At 53.4% G+C, this 13,645-nt stretch carries 20 protein-coding genes; 15 read left to right on the top strand and 5 right to left on the bottom strand.

All coding sequences use genetic code 11. From position 1 onward, the window contains the following. The first annotated feature begins 4 nt into the window (after positions 1 to 4). Together J2W17_RS17935 and J2W17_RS17930 are read left to right on the top strand one after the other, a co-directional pair. The gene (locus J2W17_RS17935; RefSeq protein ID WP_307336859.1) at positions 5 to 1,177 is read left to right on the top strand and encodes an XRE family transcriptional regulator; all 1,173 of its coding nucleotides are present in this window, start codon (positions 5 to 7) and stop codon (positions 1,175 to 1,177) included. 25 nt (positions 1,178 to 1,202) lie between these two features. Continuing rightward, entirely contained in the window at positions 1,203 to 1,697 is a 495-nt protein-coding gene (locus J2W17_RS17930; protein WP_307336856.1) for a DUF4411 family protein, read from the top strand. A gap of 125 nt (positions 1,698 to 1,822) precedes the next feature. Here J2W17_RS17930 and J2W17_RS17925 read toward each other — a convergent pair whose 3' ends face one another. Both J2W17_RS17925 and J2W17_RS17920 read right to left on the bottom strand, forming a co-directional pair. Further along, positions 1,823 to 2,080, bottom strand: a complete 258-nt coding sequence (locus J2W17_RS17925) for a hypothetical protein (RefSeq protein WP_307336854.1) — start codon at positions 2,078 to 2,080, stop codon at positions 1,823 to 1,825. 150 nt (positions 2,081 to 2,230) lie between these two features. After that, complete coding sequence (locus J2W17_RS17920; RefSeq protein WP_307336850.1) at positions 2,231 to 2,560, bottom strand: DUF1654 domain-containing protein; 330 nt, start codon at positions 2,558 to 2,560, stop codon at positions 2,231 to 2,233. 631 nt (positions 2,561 to 3,191) lie between these two features. Between J2W17_RS17920 and J2W17_RS17915 the strand changes: the two genes are divergently transcribed. The 10 genes from J2W17_RS17915 (at position 3,192) to J2W17_RS17870 (ending at position 8,385) form a co-directional block, all read left to right on the top strand. Then, entirely contained in the window at positions 3,192 to 3,452 is a 261-nt protein-coding gene (locus tag J2W17_RS17915) for a hypothetical protein (RefSeq protein ID WP_307336847.1), read from the top strand. Positions 3,453 to 3,553: 101 nt separating this feature from the next. Then, a complete protein-coding gene (locus tag J2W17_RS17910) occupies positions 3,554 to 3,973 on the top strand; it encodes a hypothetical protein (RefSeq protein WP_307336844.1) in 420 nt (139 codons plus the stop codon). Beyond that, positions 3,970 to 4,161: a hypothetical protein gene (locus J2W17_RS17905; protein ID WP_307336842.1), complete on the top strand. Its 192-nt coding sequence runs from the start codon at positions 3,970 to 3,972 to the stop codon at positions 4,159 to 4,161. The genes J2W17_RS17910 and J2W17_RS17905 overlap by 4 nt, the downstream gene beginning before the upstream one ends. After that, positions 4,158 to 4,352 carry a hypothetical protein gene (locus tag J2W17_RS17900; RefSeq protein WP_307336840.1) on the top strand — a complete coding sequence of 65 codons (195 nt, stop codon included), beginning with the start codon at positions 4,158 to 4,160 and terminating at the stop codon, positions 4,350 to 4,352. Before J2W17_RS17905 ends, J2W17_RS17900 begins: the two co-directional genes overlap by 4 nt. Further along, entirely contained in the window at positions 4,349 to 4,588 is a 240-nt protein-coding gene (locus tag J2W17_RS17895) for a hypothetical protein (RefSeq protein ID WP_307336837.1), read from the top strand. The genes J2W17_RS17900 and J2W17_RS17895 overlap by 4 nt, the downstream gene beginning before the upstream one ends. A 153-nt stretch (positions 4,589 to 4,741) precedes the next feature. Further along, positions 4,742 to 5,899 (top strand): hypothetical protein, encoded by a 1,158-nt coding sequence (locus J2W17_RS17890; RefSeq protein WP_307336832.1) that lies wholly within the window; start codon positions 4,742 to 4,744, stop codon positions 5,897 to 5,899. Positions 5,900 to 5,909: 10 nt separating this feature from the next. Next, positions 5,910 to 6,668 carry an ERF family protein gene (locus J2W17_RS17885; RefSeq protein ID WP_307336829.1) on the top strand — a complete coding sequence of 253 codons (759 nt, stop codon included), beginning with the start codon at positions 5,910 to 5,912 and terminating at the stop codon, positions 6,666 to 6,668. Further along, a complete protein-coding gene (locus J2W17_RS17880) occupies positions 6,665 to 7,432 on the top strand; it encodes a lambda exonuclease family protein (RefSeq protein WP_307336826.1) in 768 nt (255 codons plus the stop codon). Before J2W17_RS17885 ends, J2W17_RS17880 begins: the two co-directional genes overlap by 4 nt. Next, positions 7,429 to 7,962 (top strand): hypothetical protein, encoded by a 534-nt coding sequence (locus J2W17_RS17875; protein ID WP_307336823.1) that lies wholly within the window; start codon positions 7,429 to 7,431, stop codon positions 7,960 to 7,962. The genes J2W17_RS17880 and J2W17_RS17875 overlap by 4 nt, the downstream gene beginning before the upstream one ends. A 72-nt stretch (positions 7,963 to 8,034) precedes the next feature. Next, on the top strand, positions 8,035 to 8,385 hold the full coding sequence (locus J2W17_RS17870) for a hypothetical protein (RefSeq protein WP_307336820.1): 351 nt from the start codon (positions 8,035 to 8,037) through the stop codon (positions 8,383 to 8,385). Here the strand turns inward: J2W17_RS17870 and J2W17_RS17865 are convergent. Both J2W17_RS17865 and J2W17_RS17860 read right to left on the bottom strand, forming a co-directional pair. Beyond that, positions 8,350 to 8,916: a hypothetical protein gene (locus J2W17_RS17865; protein ID WP_307336818.1), complete on the bottom strand. Its 567-nt coding sequence runs from the start codon at positions 8,914 to 8,916 to the stop codon at positions 8,350 to 8,352. The two genes, J2W17_RS17870 and J2W17_RS17865, sit on opposite strands and share 36 nt — an antisense overlap. Before the next feature lie 85 nt (positions 8,917 to 9,001). Beyond that, the gene (locus J2W17_RS17860) at positions 9,002 to 9,259 is read right to left on the bottom strand and encodes a hypothetical protein (protein WP_307336815.1); all 258 of its coding nucleotides are present in this window, start codon (positions 9,257 to 9,259) and stop codon (positions 9,002 to 9,004) included. A gap of 87 nt (positions 9,260 to 9,346) precedes the next feature. Here J2W17_RS17860 and J2W17_RS17855 point away from each other — a divergent pair, with 87 nt between their 5' ends. Beyond that, positions 9,347 to 10,216 carry a hypothetical protein gene (locus J2W17_RS17855; protein ID WP_307336808.1) on the top strand — a complete coding sequence of 290 codons (870 nt, stop codon included), beginning with the start codon at positions 9,347 to 9,349 and terminating at the stop codon, positions 10,214 to 10,216. On the opposite strand, the gene J2W17_RS17850 is transcribed toward J2W17_RS17855, so the two are convergent. Next, on the bottom strand, positions 10,213 to 10,860 hold the full coding sequence (locus J2W17_RS17850; protein WP_307336806.1) for an SLATT domain-containing protein: 648 nt from the start codon (positions 10,858 to 10,860) through the stop codon (positions 10,213 to 10,215). The genes J2W17_RS17855 and J2W17_RS17850 overlap by 4 nt on opposite strands. A 220-nt stretch (positions 10,861 to 11,080) precedes the next feature. Here J2W17_RS17850 and J2W17_RS17845 point away from each other — a divergent pair, with 220 nt between their 5' ends. Next, a complete protein-coding gene (locus J2W17_RS17845) occupies positions 11,081 to 12,178 on the top strand; it encodes an HNH endonuclease (protein ID WP_307336803.1) in 1,098 nt (365 codons plus the stop codon). 1,152 nt (positions 12,179 to 13,330) lie between these two features. Beyond that, on the top strand, positions 13,331 to 13,642 hold the full coding sequence (locus J2W17_RS17840) for a hypothetical protein (protein WP_307336800.1): 312 nt from the start codon (positions 13,331 to 13,333) through the stop codon (positions 13,640 to 13,642). The last annotated feature ends 3 nt before the right edge of the window (positions 13,643 to 13,645 follow it).

Genomic DNA, 13,645 nt, shown 5'->3' with positions numbered 1-13,645 from the left:
AGTCATGCCAGAAATTAACCCTGCAGTGCTGGTCTGGGCTAGGGAGAGTGCTGGGCTAACGGTAGCAAAAGCAGCTAAATCACTAGCTTTGGGCGGATCGAAATCTAGCCCAGAGGAAGCGCTGCTGCAATACGAGCAAGGCCGCAAGGAAGTATCTCGTGCATTGCTAGCGAAGATGGCCTCTACCTATCGCCGCCCGCTGCTGGTGTTCTATCTCCCAAAGCCTCCCGCCGCGGCAGAGAAAGGAGAAGATTTTCGTACAGTTCCAGAAGAAATCCGACTTGAGAGCAAAGGCAGTCTGGACGCGTTAGTCCGCGACATTTTTGTCAGAAAAGAACTAATTCGAGACGTCCTTAAAGATATAGAAGAGGCCCAGCCGAAAGCGTACGTAAGGAGCCTGAGCCTTGAATTTAGCGTCCCGGATGCTGCTATCAAGCTTGCTTCAATAATAGATTTCAATCTATTGGCATTTAGAAAGTGCGCAAAGCCCGAAGATGCATTTTCTTATCTGAGAAAGCGCGTAGAGAACATTGGTATATTCGTGCTGCTCATTGGAAACTTGGGAAGCCATCATACCAATATTCCAGTTGAAGCATTTCGCGGCTTCGCTCTTGCAGACGAAATAGCACCAATCATCGTCATAAATGATCAAGATGCTCCGGCCGCAAGGTCATTTACTCTTTTGCATGAGGTAGCGCATATTCTCCTTGGCGCTACAGGCCTCAGCGGCAGCCGAGCAGAGACTAAAATTGAGAGATACTGCAATGACATTGCCAGCATCATACTCATGCCTATTGGAGAAATTGAGGCTTTCGACTGGCCAATTCACGATGAAGAAATGTTGATTCGAGCTATATCGGGTCGTGCAAGAGGCATAAATGTTAGCGGTTCTATGGTGGCATACCGTCTCTATTCTGCCGGAATTATCGGTCTTGATTCCTGGACAAGCGTCTCCGAGAAACTTCGAAAGTTATGGCTAATGCAGAAAGCCGCGCAGAAAGAAGATAGGGGGGACGGAAGCGGCCCTAGCTATTATGTAGTTAAGCGACATAAAGTTGGCGGAGCCATCATAGATCTTGTGAATCGAACTATGCGAGAAGGCGTATTAACCGCAACAAAAGCGAGCAAAGTGCTGGGCGTGAAGCCAGCTAATGTTTATAACTTGGTTGGCATATAAGATGGCAGACGACAGGAAGCTGTACTTGCTGGACGCGAACACGCTGATCACCTCCCAGGGGGTTTATTACCCCCAAGCCATGGTGCCTGAACTCTGGTCTTGGCTGCTTCACCAAGGTGTGTCTGGCAGAGTGAAAATGCCGATTGAAATCTACGAGGAAGTCATCGCGGGTAATGATGACCCCCTCACGAAGTGGATTAAAAATCCTGCGGTCAAAGCACATATAGTACTTAATGAGAATGCTAACCCCGCCACAGTCGCACAAGTTACTTATAAAGGGTACGCCCCAGACTTAAACGAAAACGAGCTGGCATACATTGGTAGAGATCCTTTTCTGATCTCCTATGCCTTAGGAGCTCCAGACCGATGCATAGTCTCACTGGAAGCTTCCAAGCCATCTACTAAACGTCAAAATCGTCGGGTGCCGGACGTATGTAGAGATCTGGGAGCTGACTGCTGCGACGTATTTGGGATGATGCGCGCTTTAGGATTCCACACGGGCTGGCAAAAAGCACTGTAAGCGCACATCTTATTGCAGGTACTAACTTCCAAAATGCCCGCTATTGAGCGGGCTTTTTTATTGCCTTCGTGATAGCGGATGGCCATAGGATGCGACTGCGGCCTCCTCTAGGAGAAAGCCACGCATCAGCCTCGAATCACCTCCAGGCGATCCCGACCAGCCTCTGTGATGGCGTTCTCCCCTTCATCGCTGATGCGATAACGTCCTGACACCATCTTTGTAATTGAGAACCGGACCAGCACGCTTTTAGATAAGACGTCGCCTGCTTCGAAGCTCATCGCCTGCTCTAAGTCGAAGATCTTAATTTCTCCGATTTTGTAGCGAGCAAACGCTATCAAAGCTTTATCCAATTCTTGTTGACTGATCTTTCGAGCGACTTCCATTCGACCTCCCAGGTCGTCAGTGTCCCGGTCCGTGGGATTGGAGGCAGCGAACCGGGTGGTTTGTTGAAGGCGGACCGTACTACGACGCCGACGAAGTAGCTACTGGCTTCCATCCATGCTGGATGGGTGGGCAGTTCGCATACTTTCCTTTCAGAAAGGCGCCTCCTCCTCTAGCCGCTCATTCTCCCAACCCTTTTCCACAACCAGGTCATCTCGATCGTCCACGCTCTGCGGCTCCCACCGAACCGTCACGCTTTCGTCGTCATTGAACGTCAGGTCCAGTTCTGGCGTCTCGGCCAGCAACCCCATCACCTCCTCCCACTCCAAGTCACCATCCGTGTCGAGTCGATGGATCGTCACCCAGCGTTGAGTCTGCGCGACCGGGTGATTGATCATTGATGACACGCGCATCCCAAGCCGCTGCACACCGCTGATTTCCTCGCGGATTGTTGGTTTTGCCTGCTTCTTCACCTTTGCCATTTTTCCCTCAGACTGCTGTATATGCATCCAGTATAAGACCGACTATAGCGAAGCGATTCCCTACGGTAAATACCTAAACCAACCGACGGTGGTTTTTAGACATTCTCTGTACTTTTAGAAAAATATGTACTTTTGGTACTTGAACTATGTGAACCATTAGTACATATTCACTCCATCGCAACCGGCACCCAATCAGGGGCCAAGCGCGAAGGGCCTCAAAGGGCCTGACCCGCTCTTTATCAATCAGCGTAATACGAACAAAGACGGCACTGCCTCTACGGCGACCGGAGATCAGATAGCCCCGAAAGGCTACCAACGCGAGGACCACCTCGACGGCTGACTAGAGCGAAATGCTCGAACCGCGTGAATGACCCGATAAGCAGAGCCAGCAGGAACGGAACATTTCACTGATGCACCTGGTTACCCGGGTGCATTGGGAAACTAACCGGCCTCGGCGCCGGAGACGTACCCGGCAACTCATTTAAAGCGCAACACGGTGAGCCTTATGCACGTTAAGGCTCACCGCTGTTGTGTTATCCGCCTCTACCCGTCAGCACTCTCCCCGCGCCCATCGGCAACCAGCGGGATGCATGAGTGCTGACGAATACAGGCGACATCATTGGAGAGAGTTATGAGCAAAGACGATGGTGGTCCGGCGTTTCCGGCCCCAGAAGCAGCGGTTGCGCGATTCGGCGAGGGAAATCCTGACGCATTCCTTGGCATGTCGCTTCGCGATTTCTTCGCAGCCAAGTGCGATATCAAAGTGTACGCGCCTGTCGACTCGTTCTACCGAAAGCATGGGCGCCACCCAACGATAAACGAGCTGGCTGCGTGGATAGCTGAGGTTCGCTTCATTGAAGCCGACGCCATGCTCGCGGCAATGTCCGCCTGATCAGGCCAACGGATCGCGCCGAATAGCCCGCGGTCAATATTCTTAAAAAGGATGCAGGGCGGCTCTCGCCTGGATCCATTTCGCCGATTCTGGAGGCGATCATGAACACCACGCATAGCTCTCTGCCTACACACCACCGCAAGCAGCCTCCAGTGAACCGCAGCCCGCACGATGATGCTCGGGCCGAGTGGCTGTACAACGCAACGGAAGAACTTCTGCGCGGTAACAACGTGTCTTTCCAGCGCCGCATGCGCCCTCCTCAAGGCGTGACCGCTCAGGAATTCACCTTGGCAGTTGATGAGTACGTGAATAACCGCCTTGCCGACAGCGAGGTTCACACCTCGGCGCTGGGCTGGCTGCTGATCACGGCGACGGCCGGAAACGCTGACAAGACTGCTGTTGCTGAACTGATGGGCAATAGCGATCACCCACTCGGCAAACTGGGCGAGATTGCCGAGGCACTGCTTGAGCCCCTCGCTGATGACGCCCTGATGGCCAAGGCCGAGGATGACGAGTGTTGAGCCCGCACATCCTGATTGATGAGGCGCTCGATAGTCTTGATCATCCAGATAGCCCGCCCGGCAACACCATCCTGGTGCAGCGGATCATCACCAACCTGATGACTGATCATCTCATCACCCTCGAAGAGTTCAGCCACTACTGCAAGCGCCTGCTCAAACACTGCCAGCAGCGCAAGGAGTTGCAATGAGTACTGCACCAGTCAAAACGCTGATCGATGAGCAGCTCGACGAAATTGAGTCGAAGCTGATCATGCTCGGCTTCGGCCTTCCGTTTAACGAAGTTATCGGTCTGCCGCGGGAGCGCAAGGTGGCGAGTCTGCCCCGGCGCTTGGCGGCGAGCATGAAGGGTGGGCGGATTGCGGTGAGGGTTCGACCATGATGATCTGCAGCAACTGCAACAAAATCGGCATCCACTGGGTTGGCCCATTCGGCAACTTGACCGGTACCGAATGCCCGCACTGCGGGGGAACGAACTGCCAGCGGCAAGATCAGCCAGAAGAGGATGAGCCGGAGCTGGCTGACTGCGGTTGCGGCGCACACGGCGAAGTAAACTACGACGACGGCCAGGAGCAGCGCTTCTACTGCTACGGCAGTCTGCCGATGTGTTCGCCATGACCCGCCAACAAGCCCGCCGAGTGGCGTATTGGCGCGGATCTGCAATAACCCTTCTCTGTTGCACGCTCTGGATGCTCGCCAGCTCCTACTGCTCTCAGCTCACCAAATAACCCACATCTTCAAACGCTGCGTGCATCGCGGCAAGGATTCCTCATGTCCGCAGAACAGCAAGTCATCACCATCGACGACATCAGCGCCGACAACGCTCCGACCATTTACGTCACCGGCGGGCTGGGTCAGTTCTTCAGCGCGGTAGAGAAAGAGGTAACCGCCGAGGTGCCTGATCTCTCCACCCGCAAGGGCCGCGAGCGCATCGCATCACTGGCAGCCAAGGTCAGCAAATCCAAGGCTGCTGTAGAAAAGCCGGGCCGTGATTACCTGAAGCGCCTGAAGGAAATGCCCAAGGTGGTCGAGACAGAATTGCGCGAGTTCGTCACTAAAATGGACGCCCTCCGCGATGCCACTCGCCAGCCGCTGACGGATTGGGAAACAGCCAATGATGCACGGATTGATGCGCACAACGATCGGCTGGAATGGCTGCGCGGACTGCCGCTGAACTTGACCGGTGTTACGTCTACCCACGTACAGGGCCTGATTGAGCAGGCCGAAGCGGTGGCGATTGACGACAAGTGGGAAGAGTTCAAGGCGGAGGCGGCCAGCGTAAAGGATCTCGCTATTAAGACGCTCCGAGCAATTCTCGTCGAGCTTCAGCGTTACGAAGCCGAGCAGGCCGAACTGGCACGCCTGCGCCGCGAAGCAGAAGAGCGCGCCGAGCAGGATCGAATCCGGCTAGCGCAGGAACAAGCTGTTGAGTTGGAGCGCCAGCGCGTTGCCCTGGAGCAGCAGGCCGAGCGTGATGCCGCCGCCAACCGTGAGCAGGCTCTGATTGATCAAGCAGCTGCGGCACAACGCGCAGCAGATCAAGCGGCTCGCGATGCCGAGGCAGCCGCCGAACGTCAGCGCCTACAACTGCAGTTGCAGACTGAACAGGCCCAGCGCGCAGCCGAGCAGGCAGAAGCCAGCCGCATCGCAGCCGAGCAATGGGCCGAGCAGGAGCGCGTAGCCGCCGAAAAGCGCGCAGAGCAGGCCTCTGAGAATGCCCGCCTTGCTGAAGTCGCCCGCCAGAAAGCGGCAGCCGACGAAATCATCCGCCAAGAGAAAATGCGCGAAGCGGACAAAGTTCACAAGGCCGCAATCAACCGGGCTGCGCTCGAAGCCTTCATTGCCGGCGGCATGCCCGAGGCGTGCGCCAAGCAGGCAGTCACCCTGATCGCTCAGCGCAAGATCCCAGCAATCACCATTTCCTACTGAGGCAACCAGCATGGGCACCGAAATCATCATGCCGGAGCAGCGCCGCCAGGCTGTGGCGCCAATCTCCAACGACACCAGCATCATGGCGGTCATCAGCCGTGCCGCTGCCGATCCGGCCTGCGATATCGACAAGCTAGAACGTCTGATGCAGATGCATGAGCGCATGCAAGCCAAGACAGCCGAGCAGGCTTTCAACTCTGGCATGGCTGAAATGCAGTGCGAAATTCCAACGGTATTCGAGGGTGCAGTGAACCTGCATACCGGCAATGCCTATGCCACCCTGGACGACATCACTCGCGCCTTGAAGCCGATCATGCAGCGGCACGGGTTTGCAATCACCTTCAAGGTCGACAATGCGGAAAAGATCATCAAGGTGACAGGGATATTGATGCATCGGGAGGGGCATCGCGAACAGACCGCCATGACTCTTCCGATAGACATCGGGAAAGGCCGGAACGACGTGCAGGCGGTCGGCTCGTCAACCACCTACGGCAAGCGCTACGTCATGTGCGCCCTGCTCAACATAACTACCGGCGAAACGCGTGACGATGACGCCCAGTCATCTGACGGGTCGGACACCAGCGATATGCGCGCCCAAGTGGTCGCAGACATCATCGAGCGAGTCCAGCAAACGAAAACCCCGGACGAGCTGAAGGATGTTTGGCAGGCGAGCTTGAAAGTCTTGCAGGCGTCTGGTGATACGCACGGCTATAGCACGGTGAAGACTGCCGTAACGGCGCACAAAGCGATTTTGGAGAAGCCAGAATGATCATCGTCAATTGCACGCAAGGCTCAAAAGAGTGGCTGCAAGCCCGTGCCGGCGTCATCACTGCCAGCATGTTCAGCACGGCCCGCTCGAAAGTGAACGGTCTTACCGCACAGCAGCGCACTTATGTGGACGCCATCCTGTCTGGTCACAGTGAATCCCGCGCCAGGGACTTGGCTGGCTATAAGGCCGGGCCGAAGGCTGAAGTTGTTCAGCGCGCCCTGGACGGCGAGAGCGTCGGAGAACCATCAAACGCCGCACTGAGCTACGCCTTCGAATTGGCTGTTGAGCGCATCGGCGGCGCGCCACTGGACGGCGGATTCGAAACTTGGCAGATGCGCCGAGGCCATGAGCTGGAGCCTGAAGCCCGCATGGAACATGAAATCCAGACCGGGCTGATTGTTACTCAAGTTGGTCTGGTGAAGACGGATGACGGCGTGTTTGGTGCCAGTGCCGATGGCTTCATCGGTGAGGATGGTGGCTCCGAGTACAAGTGCTTCCTGGCGCCCGACAAACTCCGTTCTTTCCATATCGATAACGACGCGAGCGACGTGATCGACCAGGTTCAGGGCTGTATGTGGATCACCGACCGGAAATGGTGGCACATCGGAATGTACTGCCCTCTTCTCAAGCCAGTCGGCCGGCAGCTTTGGTGGCGCGAGTTCAAGCGCGACCACGACTACATCGAAAAACTTGAAGAAGACCTATGGGAGTTCAAGTTGCTGGTTGATGGGTATGAGAAGGCGCTTAGGAGTAAAGCAGCATGAGCGCATACGTCAGCACCGAACTCAGCATGATCCAGATGCTCGACCCGCTCCGTCATGAGCTGGCGATGCTTCAGGACGTCTTCATCCTCAAAGGAGGGGCTATTCAGGAGCTCCCCAGCTGCGGAATCGCGCACCGACCACCGAATTACAACCGTAGCATGACGCCGAATTTCCAGGGTGAGGCTGCAAAGGTTGACTCTGGCGAGCTGGTGGTACGCATTCGCGCGATGGCCAAGACTCTAAACCGCAGCGAGATCTGCGAGAAGGAAGGTATATCGCTCGGCGTGCTGCGAGGGATCGGCAGGCGTTACAGCATCGAATTCAAGGTCGGACCGAAGAAGGCCTTTGCACCGAATAAGGCGACGGCGGCATCAGAGGCCTTGCTTGTCATTCGAGTTAAGGATTGCGTGGCGAAGGGCATCAACCGAAGCCAGTGCGCAAAGACCCTAAGCATCAGCAGCACGCTACTTCTCAGGCTGATCAAAGACTACGCAATCGACTATCCGAAAATGAAGCCCGCCTTTCGATGAAACTCCGAGCCCAGCAACGCAAACGACAGACCTGGCTGGGTATCCCGGCCAGCGGAATAGAAGAGGTAAACCATGGCAGCCGCGCAGAAAGAACGATCGGCAAAGACTGCGGCGAGGCGAAAGACTCGCGGCGAGGAAGAAATCAGGCTGCATTGCATGGCCGGCACCCGACAGGCCCTGGCTGAGCTGATGGCCTGGAGCGGCATCGAGGAACAGGGCGAGGCCATCACGCTGATGATTCACCGGCTACATGAGTTAGGGCCTCAAAAGTGCCTGCCGCTGCTTGATCCGCCGCGACACGTTATTGAGGTATCCCAAAACATGTCGCTGGCTTTTCACCGAAAGAGCCTGCAGATGATTCAGCAAGATCCGGGGGATGAAATACTGTCACCTGCTCCAGTAAATGCCGATGTGATCAGATAAGACTGCAGCGCACACACCTACGCCAACAGCCAAAACAGAGAAGAAGCCAGCTTTTGAAATTCTCTTCAACCAAACAAACGATGGCTCACCTACCTTTACCCGATCCCACTCGGTTTTCAGAATCTGCTGTGTCTCGACCGATATAGCCTCGATCCTGGCTTCCATTCCGCTGTCTTGGAAATTGTCCATGTTCATCAGTAGATGAATCAGTTTCTCATGCTCTCCCGGGTTAAGGCGCAGTCGAATTCGAGAGATCAACATACCGATCTCCACATAATCCTTCTGATGAGCGAGCAAATACTCATCAACCTGTTCCGTTGACTTACCTCGGATAATTTCGGTGGTAGTTATTTTGACCCCAAGCTGAGCTATCAGCTGAGAGACATCATTCCTTAGGGCATCGATCCACGCCTGCCGGAACTCTGAGGTTTTCTGGTCCTTGGCAAGAATGGAGACAACCAGAGACACAACGGCTGCAATCAGGCCAACGACGAGGGCGGCGATAGCTGGAACTAGTAGATCTTCTTTCATAAAGGTTCCGGCGGAAAATAATCAGCCGCGTATCAGACACCAACCCAAATCAAATAGCCACCACCAGTCACGGAGGGCGGCGAAGCTACCAGGTGATCGCAACCAAGGCGCCTTGAGCGATGGCTGCTACGGAAGCAAATGCAGCGGCTACTTTATTCCATTTTGTCTGCGCCTGCGCTGTCGCTACGAGGTCAGTTTCAAAACCACTCTCGTCGGTCCATACCAAGTGACTGCCTGGAATTTTCGCAGGTACTTTTGCAAGTGCGGACTTCGCCCAGCAAAAACAGGAAATTATCGAGCACGCGCAAAGCAATACGGTAAGCAACAACTTAAGACTGTTCATTCAATACCTCGGATTATTTTTGAGTCTATTTACCCCACTTCTACGGATCACGCCAGCCGGCGAGGCAATCGGCTGTCTGGAGCAATTATGAATCCCTACCTGATCACCGGCCCGACCCAGATCGGCATTAGTGGTGGCCGCACCAGCGGGCACATGGTCTACAAGATCCTTGAAGCGCACGGCGGCACCCTACCGCCTGATATGCACCTGTTCTTCCAGAACACCGGCAAAGAGCGAGAGGAAACATTGGTGTTCATCGATCAAATCGCCAAGCGCTGGAACGTGAACATCGTTTGGATGGAATGGTGCCGCGTGTACGGCCAGCCTGATGAAGCGCCCTGGTACAAGCTGGTGGACTTCGAGACTGCCAGCCGCAAGGGTGAGCCATTCACCATGATGCTCGAGTATTACGCCGCATATCGAAAAGCAGAAAAGAACCTGCCTCCGGTGCTGCCGAACTTCTCGAACAATATGTGCACCGCGTACTTGAAGGTGAAGATTGGCGAGAAGCACATGCGCGCCTTGGGCTACACCGAGTGGGATTGCGCTGTTGGGATTCGCTACGACGAACCGAAGCGCTATCACCGCATGATGGCCGCAAACGAACGAGGCGGCACCCGCTGGGACAATGTCTGCCCCTCCTACACCGCCGGTGTCACGAAGGAAGATGTCGCCGAGTTCTGGGCGGCACAGCCCTTCGATCTCGGCATAGATTCGGACTTCGGCAACTGCGACCTGTGCTGGAAGAAGAACGAAGGCAAGCTGATCAAGACCATCATGGATGACCCGTCGCGGGTAATCTGGTGGTCAGGTACTGAAGAGCGTTTTGGCCAAGTGTTCCGGCAGGATCGTGCCGACTACAAGACGATGGGCTGGTCTGCCGAGCAGCGATCCCGGCAGACCGACTTCGATTTTGACTATCTCGCGGGAGACATTGAGTGCTTTTGCGGAGATTAAGTACCGGCGAGCGGCACGCTGAGAGCTGAACTGAATCCAATCCAGACCCAGTAAAGCGCTAGCAAAAGCACTGCGGCAACGACGGGATAAGCCACAAAGTCCAGTAAATACAGAAACCAAACCTTCGCGCTTGCGAGAAATTTCGCTCGACCTTCAATAGGGTAATGCTCTGGCATCTCTAGCTTCGCCCTAAGGTAGTCGCCTCTAAAATCATTGCTGGAGTGTGTCTCATACAGCTTCAAAACGTCGTGATACTCTTTCCAGCAAGAGTCATATGTATCTTTATCAAAAGCATCGTCATTTGCCTTGGGATGTGACTTTTGCTTCAGCTCGCCTAGCTTTGACGCGCAGGAGTACATTTTTTCTGAACGGCTGGAGAAATCGTTTTTCTCCATGAGAAGCGAGTACACCAATACCGCTATCGAAGCGAAGACCTGAAGCAGAACGACTTCTTTCTTTTTAATATTCACTCCCAGATCGTACGCCTGCATCAGGGACACAAGAATCAGCACCAGAGACAAAACTACAACGGTATAGGTAGAAAGCTTCGCATGCAGCTTCAGCCTTCGTGCAGCGTGAAACCTCGTTTTTGACGTTGCATCCATTTTTTTGTATAGATTTTTAAAGCTGTCCGACTGTGCCATTGCGTTCCTCCCTTCCCAGGTCCGCATCATATCCGCCAAGCCGCCCGACTCCCACCACTTACGGTTCGATTTGCTCAGACATCTTGGAGACAGCCTGGTCACCTTTGGACATTCGCGCCGGCAGCAGCATCACGAAGACCGTTCAGGGACTATTGCGCCAAACTGTTGGACGAGCGAGCATTCCCTTCCTTATGAATACGCCACCCACAAGGAAGTCACTTTGAAATTGCCAGCTGTAAAAAAAGAAAAGCTAGAGCGCGCTCTTAGGCAGTTTGACGAAAAATTCCGGCACAGACCGGAGTGGAAAGGCTGGATGGACAATCAAGCTCACCGTTACGCTATCAGCGCGAACGATCAGCTTTACCCCGCGAAGAAAATAGTCTCCTTGGCAACTGGCACGCCTGTAGGTGACTTCTCAGGCGGACACCCCACTAACGGTTTTCTGAAGCGCCACGGGTTCACAATCGTCAATCTACCGAGATCATCAGAGCCAGAACTCCGGTTTGAAGTTGGCCAGGTTTATGACAGACAAACTGAAATCCACGACCTGTTCGGCGGAAATTCGAGGAGTGGTATTTCTCCGTCAGCTCAATCGCCGGCAATTTTCATTTTCACAGGTGATTCGGGTGGGCAATACGGTTATGAAGATACACATGGCAATGATGGTGTTTTTTCCTATACCGGCGAGGGCCAATCAAACGACATGACCCTCACCAAGGGAAACCTCTCCATCCTCCAGCATGCCGCGAAGGGGCGCTCTCTTCATGTGTTCGAAGCTCTAGGCAAAAGCCACGGTCAGCGATACGTAGGGGAATATGCGTGCGCAAGCCATGAATGGCGCAGTGGCCTCGACAAGTACGGTAACGATCGCCAAGTCGTCGTGTTTAATCTCGTGCCTGTAGGGCTTGAACTCGGTTTAAAAGGCTTCGACGACGAGGACGAAACCTCCCCAAAAATTTCGCTCGAAGAGTCAAGGAGGCTCGCGCTTTCGGCGGCTGAAGCAGCTGCTACAGGAGGAAAGGGAACTGCCTTGAGGGCTGTTTACCGTCGTAGTAAGTGTATCGCTAATTACGTCTTAAGGAGAGCTGATGGGAAATGCGAAAGCTGTGAAAAGCCAGCGCCATTCGTTAAGAAAAATGGTTTGCCTTATCTGGAGCCACACCACGTTAATCGAGTATCAGACGGCGGGCTCGATCATCCGCGGTACATCGGCGCTATCTGCCCAGACTGCCACCGTGAGATACACCACGGTCTGAATGGAGAAGTGAAAAACGAACACCTAAAAATTTATGTCGCAAGCATCGAGCGATTAAAATGATTACATTTAACGACCAATCATGACCCAACATAAACTCGATCTCCATACACAACTTGAATCCAGTCTGCCAATATTTTTCGGCAGACTGGACCAAACTAGATACTAATCGACAATCCCCCAAACGCCACCGGCGCTACTACAATCTGGGTCGACTGGTAGAATTGCTCCCTGTACGTCTCCATTGCCAATTTCCGATCCGACAAAAAGGTCGTAAGGCGCCGCGCTACACCCAATAACCTCTATCACGCTCCATTTTTTCTCCTGAAAACACTGATTGTAGCTAGAGGTACAATTACGACATGTCCGAGGAATGGCGCTCCATTTCCATTCTGCATCGGACCCTCCTCTACGTCGAAATCCGGAAATTGTTAAACATGCACTAGACATATTTATTATACAAACAGAGTAATCACTCTCAGTTACTGTCGGCGGTTTTTCTTTATCCTTGCCTATATTCGGTGCGTTTATTGTTCGAACTTCTGGCCCGGACAAGCTGATGGTACTTTTTGATTCTGTAGATTTCATCAAAGAGCTCCTTTCGCTTATGAAATATCCAAAAAAACAAACTTTTTTTGTTGGTATGATTTACTTATCAAAGCCGCACCAAATAGGATAGCAGGCAAATTCTAAAAATAATTAAATTATCAAATCTAATCCTAATAACTAACTGACCCTTTATGAGCTTTTGAAATTTAGAATGAAGCGTTTGCTCAAGCCTGAAACACTACTTGTTTCAAAAATGAACCACCTGGCTTTTAAGAATTTTATTGTCAACAATTAAAAATCAGTAAAACAATGCACTTATCTCATATGAATTTCCTTATTTATCATCAAGGCTCTCTACCTGAATCATGCGTAACGTACAGAAAATTAAAGACCAGCCTAATTTCTCCCTCAAAGCAGCCGCTATAGCGCAAAGACGTCTGCAGCTTTCCTCTCAATCCTTTGGCCGCTGCGACACGCAAATAATCATGAAGACAATTCCGGGGATCCAAATACCCGGGACTGCGGTGCAAATGCCCACAACGAATAGAGGCATCCCAACTACGAACAATGGTCGCTTGAATACGTTTTCCATAACACGAACCTCCCTTTAAGAATTAATCCTATTTAACCATAAGTGTCAGCCGCTATAGCGGCAAGGACGAAGTCATGCCTGAAGAAAACCAAGCTCAGACATTCAAACTCGATGGCAGCCAGCCGGCTCGCCCCGATCTGCGCTGCTACAGTGTCGGCGATCAAGACTGGGTTGCCGCTACAAGCGAACACGAGGCGCGGCGCGTCCTGGCTGAAATGAACGGCGACGATCCAGTCGAATATGCGGATTGGGATGTGGAGCTGACGAGCGACAAGACGCTCGATATGCAGTGGACTGATGAAGATCCGCCGCACGCCGAATGCGGATGCTTGCGGGATTGGCTGGCGGAAGCAACTGAACCCACCTACCTGATGGGTACGGAGTAAGGC

This window comes from Pseudomonas lini (genome assembly GCF_030812475.1).
Classification (GTDB): domain Bacteria; phylum Pseudomonadota; class Gammaproteobacteria; order Pseudomonadales; family Pseudomonadaceae; genus Aquipseudomonas; species Aquipseudomonas lini_A.
The sequence above is the reverse complement of the archived record's forward strand: the minus strand, read 5'-3'. Positions and strand labels throughout refer to the sequence as shown.